General features: G+C 43.3%; 8 protein-coding genes. All 8 read left to right on the plus strand.

Going from position 1 to position 15,513, the window contains the following annotated elements; genetic code table 11:
- Positions 1-1,207 (plus strand): SDR family NAD(P)-dependent oxidoreductase (locus tag KO513_RS03650; RefSeq protein WP_215912345.1); only part of this gene is annotated, 1,207 nt, incomplete at its 5' end.
- 78 nt (positions 1,208-1,285) lie between these two features.
- Complete coding sequence (locus KO513_RS03655; RefSeq protein WP_215912346.1) at positions 1,286-2,566, plus strand: sugar isomerase; 1,281 nt, start codon at positions 1,286-1,288, stop codon at positions 2,564-2,566.
- Positions 2,567-2,576: 10 nt separating this feature from the next.
- Positions 2,577-3,950 carry an FGGY-family carbohydrate kinase gene (locus KO513_RS03660; RefSeq protein ID WP_215912347.1) on the plus strand — a complete coding sequence of 458 codons (1,374 nt, stop codon included), beginning with the start codon at positions 2,577-2,579 and terminating at the stop codon, positions 3,948-3,950.
- 9 nt (positions 3,951-3,959) lie between these two features.
- Positions 3,960-5,120: an alpha-hydroxy acid oxidase gene (locus tag KO513_RS03665; protein ID WP_215912348.1), complete on the plus strand. Its 1,161-nt coding sequence runs from the start codon at positions 3,960-3,962 to the stop codon at positions 5,118-5,120.
- Between the two features lies 1 nt (position 5,121).
- Positions 5,122-6,537 (plus strand): purine-cytosine permease family protein, encoded by a 1,416-nt coding sequence (locus tag KO513_RS03670; protein WP_215441578.1) that lies wholly within the window; start codon positions 5,122-5,124, stop codon positions 6,535-6,537.
- Positions 6,538-7,092: 555 nt separating this feature from the next.
- Positions 7,093-10,143 carry a SusC/RagA family TonB-linked outer membrane protein gene (locus KO513_RS03675; protein ID WP_252735670.1) on the plus strand — a complete coding sequence of 1,017 codons (3,051 nt, stop codon included), beginning with the start codon at positions 7,093-7,095 and terminating at the stop codon, positions 10,141-10,143.
- Between the two features lie 11 nt (positions 10,144-10,154).
- Positions 10,155-11,738, plus strand: a complete 1,584-nt coding sequence (locus KO513_RS03680) for a RagB/SusD family nutrient uptake outer membrane protein (RefSeq protein ID WP_215912349.1) — start codon at positions 10,155-10,157, stop codon at positions 11,736-11,738.
- A gap of 678 nt (positions 11,739-12,416) precedes the next feature.
- Positions 12,417-15,509 carry a SusC/RagA family TonB-linked outer membrane protein gene (locus tag KO513_RS03685; RefSeq protein WP_215912350.1) on the plus strand — a complete coding sequence of 1,031 codons (3,093 nt, stop codon included), beginning with the start codon at positions 12,417-12,419 and terminating at the stop codon, positions 15,507-15,509.
- The last annotated feature ends 4 nt before the right edge of the window (positions 15,510-15,513 follow it).

Consider the following 15,513-nt stretch of genomic DNA (forward strand, 5'->3'; position numbering starts at 1 on the left):
GCCCATGGGCACCTCGTGCCCCGACCACTTTTTGAGAACCAAGATCCAGCCGTTGGTACTGAAACTGGATGCCAACGAGGACCTTTCCGATACGGAAGCCGTGCTCGCCAAGCTCAGTCCCGCCTTTGAACAGTACAGGAAGGAATACCAAGCGTACTACGACGACCATAAACGTGCCAATAGCCCCGCCGTTAGGGATGCCAGTCCGGTGATCATCATCTATCCGGGAATAGGCATGTTCAGCTTCGCGAAGAACAAGCAGACCACCCGTGTGGCCAATGAGTTCTATGTCAACGCCATAAACGTCATGCGCGGTGCGGAAGCCATCACGGAATATACATCGTTGCCAAGACAGGAGGCCTTCGATATCGAGTACTGGTTGTTGGAAGAGGCCAAACTGCAGCGTATGCCAAAGGAGAAACCTCTGTCACGTAAAGTAGCCCTGGTCACCGGTGCGGGGGGCGGCATAGGAAAGGCCATTGCCGACAAGCTCGCCGCGGAGGGCGCAAACGTGGTACTGACCGATATTGCCGAGGACAGGCTGAAGGAAGGCGTAGCCACCTACCCAAGGGATACCGCTAGCTATGCCGTGTGCGACGTCACCAAAAGCGCATCGGTAGCCGACGCCTATAAAAAGGCATGTCTGGAGTTCGGGGGCGTGGACATCGTGGTGCACAGCGCGGGTCTCGCCATTTCAAAACCCCTACAGGACACCTCGGAAAAGGATTGGGACATACTGCAGGACGTCCTGGTAAAGGGGCAGTTCGAACTGGCCAAACAGGCCGTGGCCATCATGCGCAAACAGGACAAGGGCGGTGACTTTATAAGCATAGCCAGCAAGAACGGGCTCGTATCCGGGCCCAACAACGTGGCCTACGGAACGGCGAAGGCCGCACAGCAGCATATGGCGCGCCTATTGGCCGCGGAACTGGGGGGCGACAAGATAAGGGTCAATACCGTAAACCCGGACGGGGTGATCGTGGGCAGCAAGATATGGGAAGGCGATTGGGCCGAGGGACGTGCAAAGGCCTACGGGATTACCGTTGAGGAGCTTCCCGCACATTACGCCAAACGCAACCTCCTGAACGAGATCATATACCCCAAGGATATCGCGGACGGGGTATTTGCATGCGTGGGCGTATTGAACAAGACCACAGGGAACATTATCAATGTGGACGGGGGCATGGCGAATGCCTTTGTAAGATAGATCGTTTTGAGTTAGTTTGTTTTTATTTCCATGGGCCGTACGGCCCATGGAAGTATTTTTACCAAAATCAAGAACTTTATGAGAATAGATAAAAATCGGCTTGGTGATGCCAACCAAAAAGGAATCACCGGTCACAATGAACGTTTCGACTTTTTAGCACATACCCTTTCCAACAAGGGGAACGACGTTAACGCAATTATCAAGAAACTACAGGACTTCCAAGTAGCTATACCCAGTTGGGCCTTAGGGGCCGGCGGTACTCGCTTCGGTCGTTTCGGGTTTCAAGGAGAACCCTCTAGCCTAGAGCTGAAGATAGACGATGTGGGACTGATTCATTCACTTACACAAAGTGCGGGCGCCATATCTTTACATATTCCATGGGATGTTCCAACGGACTACAACTCCATAAAGGATCTCGCAGACTCCCACGATATTATCTTCGATGCTGTCAACTCCAACACCTTCCAGGACCAAAAGGACAGTAAGGAAAGTTACAAGTTCGGTTCTTTGAGCAACACAAGTAAAGCTTCTCGCGAACAGGCTGTAGCACATAATATAGAGGTAATAAAAATTGGAGATAAGCTAGGTTCCAAAAGTTTAACGGTTTGGTTAGCGGACGGTTCTAATTTTCCTGGACAGACCAATTTTCAATCTGCATTACAAAATACAGAAGATAGCCTTAAGGATATCTACAAAACCCTTCCCGAAGACTGGAAAATGTTCATAGAATATAAGCCTTATGAGCCCAATTTTTATAGTACGGTAATTCAAGATTGGGGAACTTCATTCATGCTTGCCAACGCATGTGGAGATAAAGCATATACATTGGTAGATTTGGGACATCATTTACCTAACACCAATATTGAACAAATAGTTTCTACATTAATGTTAAAGGGTAAACTGGGAGGTTTCCATTTTAATGATAGCAAATATGGCGATGATGACCTTACCGTTGGTAGTGTTAAACCTTATGCCCTGTTTTTGATTTTTAATGCGTTGGTTTATGGAATGGAAAATAATCCTCAAAATCCATATCCGGCTTGGATGATAGATGCCAGCCATAACATAAAAGATCCATTAGAGGATTTGATTCAATCTTTAGAGGCCATACAGGAGGCGCACGCAAAAGCTCTACTTGTAGACCAAAAACTATTGACCGAGGCACAATTGAATCATGATGTGGTCAAATGTCAAGAAATTCTTCAAGATGCCTACCGTACGGATGTTAGACCTCTATTGGAAAGAGCAAGATTAAACAGAGGTGGAGCTTTAAGTCCTTTAGACGCTTATCGATCTTTAAAAGTAAGAGAAAATTTAATTAAGGAAAGAGGCGCTGACTCTGTCGCATCCGGACTATAACCACAACACCATGAAAACTAAAGTAACGGCGGTATTCGATATCGGGAAGACCAACAAAAAGTTCTTTCTTTTTGACGGGAACTTCCAGGAGGTGCACCGTGAATACGTACGTTTTGAAGAGATAACCGATGAGGACGGCTACCCTACCGAAAACCTCAGGGCACTGGAGGACTGGGTAAAGGAAACTTTCGATAAAATCCTAATTTCCAACGAATTTGAAATAGAGGCCTTGAACTTTTCCTGTTACGGCGCCAGTTGGGTACACATGGACGAAAACGGGAAACCGCTCACGCCCCTCTACAACTACATGAAGCCCCTGAACGGGGATATCCTTGATTCATTTTACAAGGAATACGGGCCCGAGAACGAACTGTCAAGGGTAACCGGTTCCCCAAAACTGGGCATGCTCAACACCGGTATGCACCTATATTGGCTGAAGAGGACCAGACCGGAAACCTTCAAAAAAATAAGGTACTCCCTGCACCTGCCCCAATACCTGAGCTATCTGTTCACCGGGGTCCCGGTAAGCGAATATACGAGCATCGGGTGCCACACCATGCTCTGGGACTTCGAAAAAAAGGACTACCATTCATGGGTCTATCAAGAGGGCATCGACAAGAAATTACCGCCACTGGTGTCTTCCAGAAAGACCGTTCCGGTGGACTATAAGGGCAGGACGATCAAAATGGGCGTTGGCATACACGACAGTTCCTCCGCCCTACTGCCCTACATCAAGAGCGCCAAAAAACCTTTCATATTGGTCTCCACGGGCACATGGAGCATTTCCATAAACCCTTTTAACCCGGGGATGCTCAGTACCGGCGATATCGGGAACGGCTCCTTGTTCAACATGAGGATAGACGGAAGTCCCGTAAAGGTTTCCCGCCTGTTCCTGGGCAACGAGTACAAGCTACAGGTAAGGGCGCTCGCGGAGCACTTCAACGTCTCCCCTGACGCCCATAAGCAGGTGGAGTTCGATCAGGATACCTTTTTCGAGATCAACAAGGATTTCGTGCACATGTTCAAATGGGACACCATGTCCTCAGCGGACATGCCCGAGAGCACCTCGATACCCTACGACAGGTTCGAGCATGCCTACCACCAGCTGATGCTGGAACTGGTACTGCTCCAGGAGAAAAGTGTAAGGGCGGCGATGGGGAGTTCCGAAATAGACCAACTTTATGTGGACGGGGGTTTTAGCGACAACAAGATCTACATCCAGCTCCTATCCCATTACATGGGGAACATGAAGCTCAGCACAACGGATTCATCGTTGGGGTCCGCCCTTGGGGCCGCAATCGTTATTTCCGATACGGAGCTGGAGCCCTCGTTCCTGGACAAAAACTACGCTATCAAGAAACACCGGCCGTTCAGCCTAAAATAGACCCATCTTATGAACAAGGAATTCAACCCCGCATATCCTTCAATGGACGATTTGAGAAACAAGGCCATGAAACGTATACCCAGGTTCGCCTTTGAGTATCTGGACGGTGGCTGCAACGAGGACGTAAGCATAGCAAGGAACACCTCGGACATCCGCAAGGTACAGTTACAACCTAGGTACCTGAGGAACCAGGGGACCGGTTCGACCAGGACCAAAGTTTTGGGCATGGAGTTCGATGCCCCGTTCGGGATAGCCCCCGTTGGGCTCCAGGGACTGATGTGGCCCAATTCGCCCGAGATATTGGCCAGATCGGCGTTCAAGAACAACATACCCTTTATCCTGAGCACCGTTACCACGATGGATATAGAACGGGCCAGCGAACTGACAGAGGGCAATGCCTGGTTCCAGCTGTACAACCCCGCCGAAGATGCCCTTCGCGACGATATCATCAACAGGGCCGAGGCCGCCGGCTGCCCCGTACTGGTACTGCTCTGCGACGTGCCCACCTTTGGATACAGGCCGCGGGACATCCGCAACGGGCTGGCACTGCCCCCGAAAATGTCGCTGGCCAATATCCTGCAGATTCTGGGCAGGCCCACTTGGGCCATGAACACCCTGAAATACGGGCAGCCCACTTTTGAGACCTTGAGGCCCTATACGCCCGAAGGCCTCAACCTGAAACAGTTGGGACAGTTCATGGACAGAACCTTTTCGGGACGGTTGAACGAGGAAAGGATAGGGCCCATCCGCGACAGATGGAAGGGGAAACTCGTACTCAAGGGCGTGGCATCGGAACGGGACACCCAGGACGCCATTCGCATGGGGTTCGACGGCATCATCGTTTCCAACCATGGCGGAAGGCAGCTGGACGCCGCTCAGTCCACCATTAGTTCCCTTGCCGAGATAGCAGGAAAATACGGTGACCGGATAGAGATCATGATGGACAGCGGACTGCGTTCGGGTCCCGATATCGCAAGGACCATGGCCAGCGGGGCAAAGTTCACCTTTATGGGAAGGTCATTCCTCTACGGGTGCGGGGCACTGGGAAACAAAGGAGGCGACCACACCATTGCCATGTTAAGGACGCAGTTCAAACAGGTCATGGACCAACTATGCTGCGAACGCGTAGAGGACTTACCTAAACATCTTATTCAACTAAACAACCAATAGTATGAGCCAAAACCATCACGAGGAAGAAATAATTGAGGAAATAGCAGGGGGAGAATTTGAAAGAGAGCCCGTACCCACCTCCAAACTAAAGGGGTGGAAGAGCTTTTTGGGAATGTATGCGGGAGAACATGCCGCAGGTACCGAATTTATGATTGGCCCACTGTTCTTAACTGCAGGTGTCAGTGCTTTTGACTTGATTGTAGGGCTTCTTATAGGTAACCTGCTAGCCGTACTGAGCTGGAGGTTTCTTACTGCAAAGATTGCCGTGGCAAACAGGCTAACCCTCTACTATCAATTCGAAAAAATATGCGGCAAAAAACTGGTCATAGGTTATAACCTGGCCAACGGTATCTTATTTTGTTTTCTTGCCGGCGCCATGATAACCGTTTCGGCCACCGCCGTGGGAATCCCCTTTGATATGGAAATGCCAAAATTGACCGATACCACACCTAACGGCGCTACATGGGTCATTATCGTAATCCTTATTGGTGCTGTAATCTCGCTCATTGCCTCAAAAGGATACGATACCGTATCCAAGGCCGCCAATTATATGTCGCCCATAATTGTACTGGCCTTCTTGGCTTCAGGTATTGTAGCCTTAAATCAATTGGGCGTAAAGAGTTTTGCCGATTTCTGGAATATATGGGGAGAAGGTTCAGAGCCCTTCCCCGGACAGCTTAAATACACCTTCTGGCACGTGGTTATCTGGTCTTGGTTTGCCAATGCCGCCATGCATGTGGGCATGTCCGATCTCTCTGTATTCAGGTTTGCAAAGAATGCCAATGCGGGATGGACCACTGCTGCAGGTATGTATGTGGGCCATTACATGGCATGGATTGCGGCCGCACTACTCTATGCAGTCTACCTAAAATCCCCAGAAGCACAAGCATTTCTCTCCAATGGAGAGGCTCCACCGGTGGCACCAGGTCCTTTAGCCAACAACGCCATAGGCATATTTGGTATCATAGCGGTGGTACTTGCCGGATGGACCACTGCTAACCCTACAATATATAGAGCAGGCTTGGCTTTTCAGGCCATCTTACCTAAACTGTCTACCTTCTGGGTAACCATCATTGCCGGAACCATTGCAACCATAGCCGGGCTATTCCCCGCTTTTGCTATGAAACTCCTAGGGTTTGTAGCTCTGTACGGCTTTATACTCGCACCCTTTGGCGCCGTTATTGTTTTTGAGCACTTCTTCCACAAGCAGGCCGGAATAGTTAAAAACTATGCTGAGATTGCCAATATCAAGTTCAACAGATCCGTATTTCTAGCATGGGCCATCAGCTTTGGATTATTTTATTTTATTTCAATTCAATTTGATGTATTCCTTTCATTCGTGACCCTTCCTGCATGGCTACTCTGTGGGCTACTCTTCTTACTATTTAGCAAGAAGTTTCAGAAGACAAATCTTTAGGCATACCTAGATAGAATTCTTCAATACAATTTTAAAAAATAGCAGCTACATTAGAATCATGTAGCTGCTATTTTTTTGCTTTGTCACTCGTTTTACATCTCCTATTCTAATACATAAAATAGCCCTCAATATACTTTAGCATAGCCCTATATTTCCACATTAATTTCCTCTCTATTCTGGCATACGGAAAATCAAAAATAACTCAATTAAATCCATAGAACAGTTTTTCCAATACATACTACCATTCAACTTTTCAGGCTTTCCATGTACTTGTACACCACTACGTCTTTCTTAAATTCTACACCATTATTCCTCATCCTTTAATACGGGAAACGAAAGAGGTATACATCCGTTCAGAAAAGGAGTAAAAAAGTACAAAACACTTTATTTACAGCATAGTACAGGTAAGTTAACTCATCCCGTTAACATAATATTGTCATGTTGTTAACAAAAGATTAAGAGTCATATTTTACCTCCAAATCAGCTCTAATATACGAGCCTTCTATTGCTTAAAAAACTTAACACCAATCGATTTAAACTCAAAAGGGAAAAGAAATGAAAGAACCTAATTTAAAGAAAATGAAATGGTTGTTAACACTGTTTCTATTGAACATTGCTAGCTTTTACGCTACTGCACAACAAACCAATGTAACCGGAACGGTAACTGATGTACAAGGCGTACCTATTCCCGGAGTAAATATTGTGCAAAAAGGGACAACAAACGGTGTTGTATCCGATTTTGATGGTAACTATACGATTAACCTTAATGATGGGTCCGATATTTTAATATTCACCTACATAGGATACCGGAGCACGGAAGAAGAAGTTGGTAGCAAAACTATAGTAAACGTAACCTTGAGCGAAGATACCCAAGCCTTGGACGAAGTTGTGGTTATTGGATACGGTACACAGCGAAAATCGGATTTGACCGGTTCCGTTGCATCCGTAAGTTCCGAAGACATTACCCAAGTACCATCTTCACGTGTAGATCAAGTACTTCAAGGTAGAGCCGCCGGTGTACAAGTTACCCAAACTAGTGGTGCGCCAGGGGCAGGTACCGTAATTAGGGTTCGTGGAGGAAATTCAATCACAGGAAGCAACGAGCCTCTTTGGGTAATAGATGGTATTGTAGTAGGAACCAATTTTAACCTCAACAATATTAATGCAAATGACATTAAATCCATAGAAATTCTAAAAGATGCATCTTCTATTGCCATTTATGGCTCTAGAGGAGCAAATGGTGTGGTGTTGGTAACTACTAAAAATGGTGCTGGAGCCGGATTTGGAAAACCGCAGGTTAGTGTAGGCTTATATACCAGTATGCAAATGGTGCCTGAACAACCTGATATGCTTACCCAAGCAGAACAAATAGCGTTTACAAATGAAAGTGCCCGGTTTAGATCGGCCGCAGAGCCATTTCCTAACGCCCCATCTAGCTATCCGGATAATGACTGGTACGATTTGCTAATGGACCCATCTCCTATCTACAATGCGGATATTTCTATTGCCGGATCATCTGAAAATGGGAACGTAAACTATTACAACTCATTAAATTTTTTCGATCAAGATGGTATTATAAAGAGTTCTGGAATACAGAAATATATTTTCCGCTCAAATTTAGACATTAAGCTAAATGAAAAACTAAAAACAGGGTTTCGCATTAACTATTCTAGGATAAGTCAAGATAACGGAGTGGTAAGTTTTGGAAACGCCTTTGCCATATTACCCACTCAACCTATTTATAATGATGACGGAACTTTTAACGGTTTTGATGAAGTTATTGGTACCCCTTTCTCCAACCCAATAGCAAATATTGCTTTGAATACAAATGAAACCTTTACCAATAATCTATTGGCCACGGCCTATTTGGAATACAAACCATGGGAAAATTGGATGATCAGATCTACATTTAGTCCAGAATTCAATAACACCAAGCAAAATAGGTTTATCTCTAGCCAAAGTCCGGATTTACTTATAGTAGATGATTTGGGTAGAGCAAGTGTACGCACTGTTGCCAGTAACGGTTGGAACAATGAGAACACAATTCAATACCAATCAGATTTTAGTGAAAACCACAACTTAACCTTACTTGGTGGCGCTTCGTTTCAAAAAGTATCGACCGAAGTTACCGAAGCAGAAGCATTTGGTATTACTAGCGATGCCGTTGGATTCAACAATTTAGGTTTCTCCGATCCTACAAGATCTGTAATTAACAGTGACTATACTGGATTTCAGATTGCATCATTTTTTGGAAGAATCAACTATTCTTATAAGGATAAATACCTTTTCACCTTAGTGGGAAGAACAGATGGTAGCTCTGTATTTGCTTCAGGAAACAAGTATGAATTTTACCCTTCTGTGGCAGGAGCCTGGAAAATAAGCGAAGAAGGCTTCATGCAAAACCAAAGCTTTTTTAAAGATTTAAAGCTGAGAACAAGTTATGGCAAGTCTGGTAATCAAGCTATTGGTCCATATAGAACCCTAGGGTTATTGACCGAAGCGAATACGACCCTGAACGGTTCCGAAATTCCTGGATTGACCCTAGGAAGACCTTCCAACCCCAGTTTAAAATGGGAAACTACCACTTCTTTTGATATTGCCTTGGAAGCATCAATGTTCGGTGGTGCTCTATTTACGGAGTTTAACTATTATCAGAAAGAAACAAACGACTTACTGTTAGACGTTACCATTCCTAGACAGACCGGTTTTACCAGCCAATTGCAAAATGTTGGATCATTGGAAAATAAAGGATGGGAACTTCTTGTAAACTCCAAAAATATCCAAAATGATAACTTTAGCTGGAACTCTACCTTAACATTGTCATCCAACAAAAACAAAATATTGGATCTTGGCGGCGTTGATTTTATAGATGTTACAGTCGATGAAATTTTGGGATCAGGAAATACACGCCTTATAGTAGGCCAACCGGTTCCAGTCTTTACGGGAGTAAGGTATTTGGGAACCTGGAAAAGTCAGGAAGAAATTGATGCTTCGGGCTTAACTTCTCCCCAAGTGGTTGGTGGATCCAGGTTTGAAGATTTAAATGGAGATGGTATAATTTCAACCGAAGATAATGTTGTCTTGGGAGACCCTACCCCAGACCTGATTTTTGGACTACAAAATACATTTACCTATAAGAACTTGGACTTTTCCTTTCATTTTCAAGGAACTAAAGGCAATGAAGTATTCAACTTAAGAACACGTAACCACTACTTTAACCGTGGAGAAACCACAAAATTTGGAGACTTACGTAATCGTTGGACAGAAAGCAATACTACCTCAGATATTCCAAGAGCTGGTGCGGACTCTGTAACCAATACCCCTAGTAACTCGGAATATGTAGAAGACGGATCGCATGTACGACTCAAAACGGCAAGATTGGCATATAATTTTCCAATGGATAAAATGGGATGGGGAGACACAGTCAAAAACATGAGTCTTTATGTTTCCGGAAGTAACCTATTACTGTTTTCCGATTTTAGATTAATAGACCCTGAGACCAGTAGTTTTGGGAGAAACGGTCTGGGTAATATAGCCCAAGGATACTCTAATGGAGAATATCCTAATCCGCGAGTTGTAACACTTGGTCTAAACGTAACTTTTTAACAACAACACAGATGAAAACAAAAACTATAATTTTATATGTCTTAGTAATCTTCTCAGGATTTAGCTGTGAGAAGTTTTTAGAAGAGGAGCCAAGAGCCCTTATTGCCCCTGAAACATTCTTTGCTTCGGAAAACGACGCAAGACAGGCTGTGAACGGTATATACGCAATTCTAAAGAACAACTCTATCTACGGGCAAGTAGGTCTAGATCATTTTTATGACAATGGTGCAGATATAATTGAGCCTAACCGTGCCGCTGATTTTGTAGAGCCTATTGGCAATTACTCCATGAATGAGGCATTGGCAGATGTTTCCGTTCAAAAAATGAGTGTTTCGGATACTTGGAAAGATTTGTACAGAGTTATTTTCAATACGAATATCATAATTGAAAGAGTAACGGGTAACGATGCAATATCCCAAGAAGCACAGACCAATATAATTGCCGAAACTACATTAATACGCGCTTTATGTTATTGGCATATTACCAATCTTTGGGGAGACGCACCATATTATACCGAAGCATTACCGTTGGACGAGGTTAGAGTTTTAGGAAGAACAGATGAGGCTACGATTATTAGTGGAGTCATGGCTGATTTAGAGTTTGCACAAGCAAACTTACCCAGTTCCTATAGCGGTGACGATAGCGGGAGAGCCTCTAAGTGGGTAGCAGCCATTATAGCTGCAAAAATCTACATGAAACAAAAAGACTGGAGACCTGCGTTGGATAAGTGTTTAGAAATCATGAACCAGTCCGGCCATTCATTATTGCCTACTTATGAAGAAGTTTTTGCCCCCTCAAATGAGTACAATGCAGAGATTATTTGGTCCTTGGATTTTGCCAAAGATATTAGAGGCCAATTTGAAGAAGGTACGGTAAGGGCCGATGGTAGTTTACCTAGTGTTTTTGGTAACGGAAACTGGAGGCCAAGTATGTTTAGTCCACGTCTTAGAGACGAACCAAAGAACTCTAGTGAACGTGCTGCATTGGCAAGTGCTCTTTCTGCCAATGGCGAAGCTTTTAACGGAACTGGTTTACAAGTTGCATCAAAAGATTTTGCCGAAAAATTTCCTCTTAACGATTTAAGACGGCCTTTAAATGTGATGGACAATTATTTAGGGTTTGAACTTAACTTCCCTTACATGCCAAAAATCTGGAATTTAAACACATCTGATTCTCCTAGGTTTAATCACAAAGACAATAGGTTAATATTTAGGTTGGCCGATGTCTACCTTATGGCGGCCGAATGTGAAAATGAACTAAACGGTCCAGCAAATGCATATCAATACATTCATGCAGTTAGAGAGCGGGCTTATGCTACACAATCTGAATGGGAGCTTGTAGGACTCAGCCAACAAGAATTTAGGGAGGCCATTTATGATGAGCGTAAGTGGGAGTTAGCGGGTGAGGCCCATAGACGGTACGATTTGATAAGATGGGGAATTTTAATGGATGTAGTCCAAAATTTGGAATACCGTTTCTGGCAACCTAATCTGAATATTAAACCTTACCATGTGTTATTACCTATTCCATTACAAGAATTACAAATAAATCCTGCGTTATTGGAGTCAGATCCAACCAACAATGGGTACCGATAAAACATGAGCACTGTTTTACATTGTTGACAATTTTTTTTTGAGTTGTTTTGAGTTAGTTGGTAAAGAGGGGCAAATTCATTTTGTCCCTCTTTTTTATGCGCCTTTTTTACTGTATTTACACACTTTAAAACTCGAAAAGAACATTTTATATCTATTGGCAAGCGGAAATATAATCCGGAACATTTTGAGATTAATGTGTAGAAGAAATGCAACGGCTCCATACCCATTCCAAAAAGGAACTGCACAACTCTATTCATACGCTTTAGAGAACATTTTCATCAATCTTGGGATACCCAGCAATCAAACGTTATCACTCAGACCACAATCGGGAAAAGCACCAATTCCTCCTACAATACACTTAGCCTAAATTTGTATTAGACTATATCCACCCCCAAATCAATAACTTAAATTTTACCTTAAACATAAATATTATTTTATCGCTGTTATAGATGGTACACAATAATACTTCAAAGGGGTAAAAACGTACAAAACTACTGAATTTCAGCATGGTACAGGCAAGTACTTTTAATCCAAATAAGTATCATTGGTCAAGCGAATTTAATGGGAAAAGGGATATAGTTCTCTCTTAATAGGCGCCTAAGACCTGGTAGTAAAACTAAGACTGCTTCCTCCCCTGTTCGATTCAAACAAATACTCAACAAAACTAAATTTAACGAGATGAAAAGAAACTTTCACGAACATTTTAAACGCTTTTTGGCTCTGTCCATAATGTTCTTGGCCAGTTACTATGCCAGTGCCCAGCAAAAGACGGTCAATGGAACGGTAATTGCTGCGGACGGCCTGCCCATACCAGGTGTGAACATTGTACAAAAAGGCACTAACAACGGATCGGTATCCGACTTTGATGGTAATTACAGTATTAAACTTTCCGACGGCAGTAAAACTCTAGTATTTTCCTACATAGGTTATAAAACCGTAGAACGATCTTCTAGTAAAAAAACGGTAATAGATGTTACTCTTGAAGAAGATTCACAAGCTTTAGATGAAGTAGTTGTAATTGGTTACGCTGCAGTTTCTCGCGAAAAAGTACTAGGTGCATTGTCTTCTGTAAAGTCTGAAGATATTGCCCAAGTCACCCCTACCAACGCTTTTGAAGGGGTACAAGGTCGTTTAGCGGGAGTTCAAATCGCATCAAACAGTGGCCCTGGTGGTTCTTTTGATATTAGAGTAAGGGGAACTTCTACCTTTAGCGCTGGCGGTACGGGTCCTCTTTATGTGGTAGATGGGCAGCAACTAGATAACATAGATAACATAGACCCAAATGATATTGCCTCCTTAGAAGTGCTAAAAGATGGAGCTACTACAGCTATTTATGGAACAAGAGGAGCAAATGGTGTAGTACTTATAACAACCAAGTCGGGAAAATCGGGGGAAGTAAACGTAGACGTAAATGTTGTAACAGGAATCAATACCTTAAACGGTGCAATTCCGGTATCCAATACAAGACAGCGCTTATTTTATGAAGATGTACGAAGAACACCCCAACAAAGGGAAACCCCTGCCGGTCGTGATAGGGATTCACTAAGCCTATTGGTGAGAAATTCTGCTGATTTGCAAGATTTGATTACAAAAGCCGGCATCCGTAATCAAATAAATGTTTCACTAAGTTCTGGCAGCGATAAATTAAAAGCCTATTGGAATACAGGATATTTAGAAGAGGACGGTATTGTCCTTAACAGTGATTTTAAAAGAATCAACACTAGATTTAAATTAGACTTTACACCAAGTAAAAAACTGACGGTGAGTACTTCATTTAATGGGTCTTTTGAAGAGCTTAACGGTTTAAGCGAATTTCAGGTTTTTACACAACTGGTGCAGCGTATTCCATATTACCCACTCTTTCAGCCTGATGGCACTTACACACCTGATTTGTTCAGTAGACAAAACCCACTGGCAGAAGCTGAACTACGTACCCAGAAACTAAGAACTTGGCGAGGTCAAAGTTTTAATTCCATACAATATAAAATTACCCCTTCATTTTCCCTAAAATCTACACTGGGTCTAAACTTTAGGCTAAGAAGAGATAATATATTTTCTCCATTATTGGTATTGAGTAGAAGAGCAGTAAATGCAGAGGGAAGTTTTCGAGATCGAATAGATTACGACATCCAGCAAGAAAATTTCATGAACTACAACAACACTTTTGGAAAACATAGTGTATCAGGGTTCGCAGGTATGCAGATTCAGCGTCGTTTTGGAGAGAATTTTGGTCTTAACAGTACTGAATTTGTCTCTGAAGACATTAGGACATTTAATAATGCCATACCGGAAGACCTTGCAATCAATGCTGGGCAAACCTTCAACTCCCGAAGTAATCTGTTCTCTTTGTTCGGAGGGTTTAATTACGATTTTGACAACCGCTATCTCATAAGTGGTACTATAAGACGTGATGGTTCATCTCGTTTTGGTGACAATAAAGAATTTGGTTATTTCCCATCGGGTTCAGTAGGCTGGCGTGTTAGTAACGAGCCTTTCCTTAAGAATAGCGGTGTTGTTAATAATTTACTTATAAGAGCTAGTTATGGTGAGACCGGTAATGACAGGATTGGAGATTACGATTTTGTTTCGGCATTTTTACCAGGAGCCATTTATAACGACGTAAGTGGAGTTTCTCCTACTAGGCTCGGTAACCCGGAGTTAAGCTGGGAAAGCACCAACCAAACCAACCTTGGTTTTGATCTTGGTATGTTCAAGAACAGGTTAACGTTTACATTTGAAGCTTGGAGAAAAGATACCGAAGATTTGTTGGCAACCGTTCAATTACCGGAAGAATCTGGCTTTAACGGTATTCGCCAAAATGTTGGAGCCGTAAGGAACCAAGGGCTTGAGTTTAATCTTAGCGGTACCATATTAAGAACAAAAGACTTTAGTTGGAACAGTAACTTTAATATCACTATCCAAGAAAATGAAGTTACCAAATTAGCAGGAGGCACTCCTTTTAGAAGCGGTGATTACTTAATTGAGGAGGGACAGCCAATTGGTAACATTTCAGGATACAAAAACCTTGGTGTTTACCAATATGACGAGTCTAATGCGTATACCGATGCCGGCGTACAGCTTACACCTAATTTTAATGCATCCGGAGATTTTGAGAATTATACCCTAAACGGCCAGAACTATACGGGTAATGTTAACCAAATGAAAAATGGAGGAGCTACCCCACAAGGTGGAGACATCATATGGGAAGACCTAGACGGAGATTTTAATATTACTACCGAAGATCGCCAGACCATTGGAAATGGACTACCTACAACCTTTGGTGGTTTCTCCAATGATTTTAAGTACAAAGAACTGAGTTTAAGCTTCCTTTTGGATTACACCTTTGGTAATGACGTTTGGAAAAGATGGGACGAAGAACGTGATGATTTAAACAATAGTGTAGAAACTCCTGGTCCTTTTCGTATTGACGGTGCTTGGCAGAACCCAGGAGATGTTACCGTTTATCCTAGATTGACCCGAGTGGCACAGAACCGGGAAAGACCCAATAGCTTTTTTGTTGAAGATGGAAGTTTCATAAAACTAAGATTTGTTCGTCTTGGGTACGAGTTACCAAAATCAGTTTTGGACAAAATGAACATCTTTAAAAAGTGTGCATTCTACATATCTGCCAATAATCTGGTTACTTGGACAAATTACACAGGATTTAATCCAGAATTGGGAACACGCGGTAATCCACTTCAACCAGGTAATGATGGTTTAAGATTTCCAAACGACCGTGAAGTAATATTAGGCTTAAATCTTAAATTTTAAAATT

This window comes from Zobellia sp. B3R18, assembly GCF_018860715.1.
Taxonomy (GTDB): Bacteria; Bacteroidota; Bacteroidia; order Flavobacteriales; family Flavobacteriaceae; genus Zobellia; species Zobellia russellii.

Excerpts from the sequence above, each read along its gene's own strand:
- KO513_RS03655 (WP_215912346.1), top strand. The coding sequence starts at position 1,286 with ATGAGAATAGATAAAAATCGGCTTGGTGATGCCAACCAAAAAGGAATC.
- KO513_RS03675 (WP_252735670.1), top strand. The coding sequence starts at position 7,093 with ATGAAAGAACCTAATTTAAAGAAAATGAAATGGTTGTTAACACTGTTT.
- KO513_RS03670 (WP_215441578.1), top strand. The coding sequence starts at position 5,122 with ATGAGCCAAAACCATCACGAGGAAGAAATAATTGAGGAAATAGCAGGG.
- KO513_RS03660 (WP_215912347.1), top strand. The coding sequence starts at position 2,577 with ATGAAAACTAAAGTAACGGCGGTATTCGATATCGGGAAGACCAACAAA.
- KO513_RS03665 (WP_215912348.1), top strand. The coding sequence starts at position 3,960 with ATGAACAAGGAATTCAACCCCGCATATCCTTCAATGGACGATTTGAGA.
- KO513_RS03680 (WP_215912349.1), top strand. The coding sequence starts at position 10,155 with ATGAAAACAAAAACTATAATTTTATATGTCTTAGTAATCTTCTCAGGA.
- KO513_RS03685 (WP_215912350.1), top strand. The coding sequence starts at position 12,417 with ATGAAAAGAAACTTTCACGAACATTTTAAACGCTTTTTGGCTCTGTCC.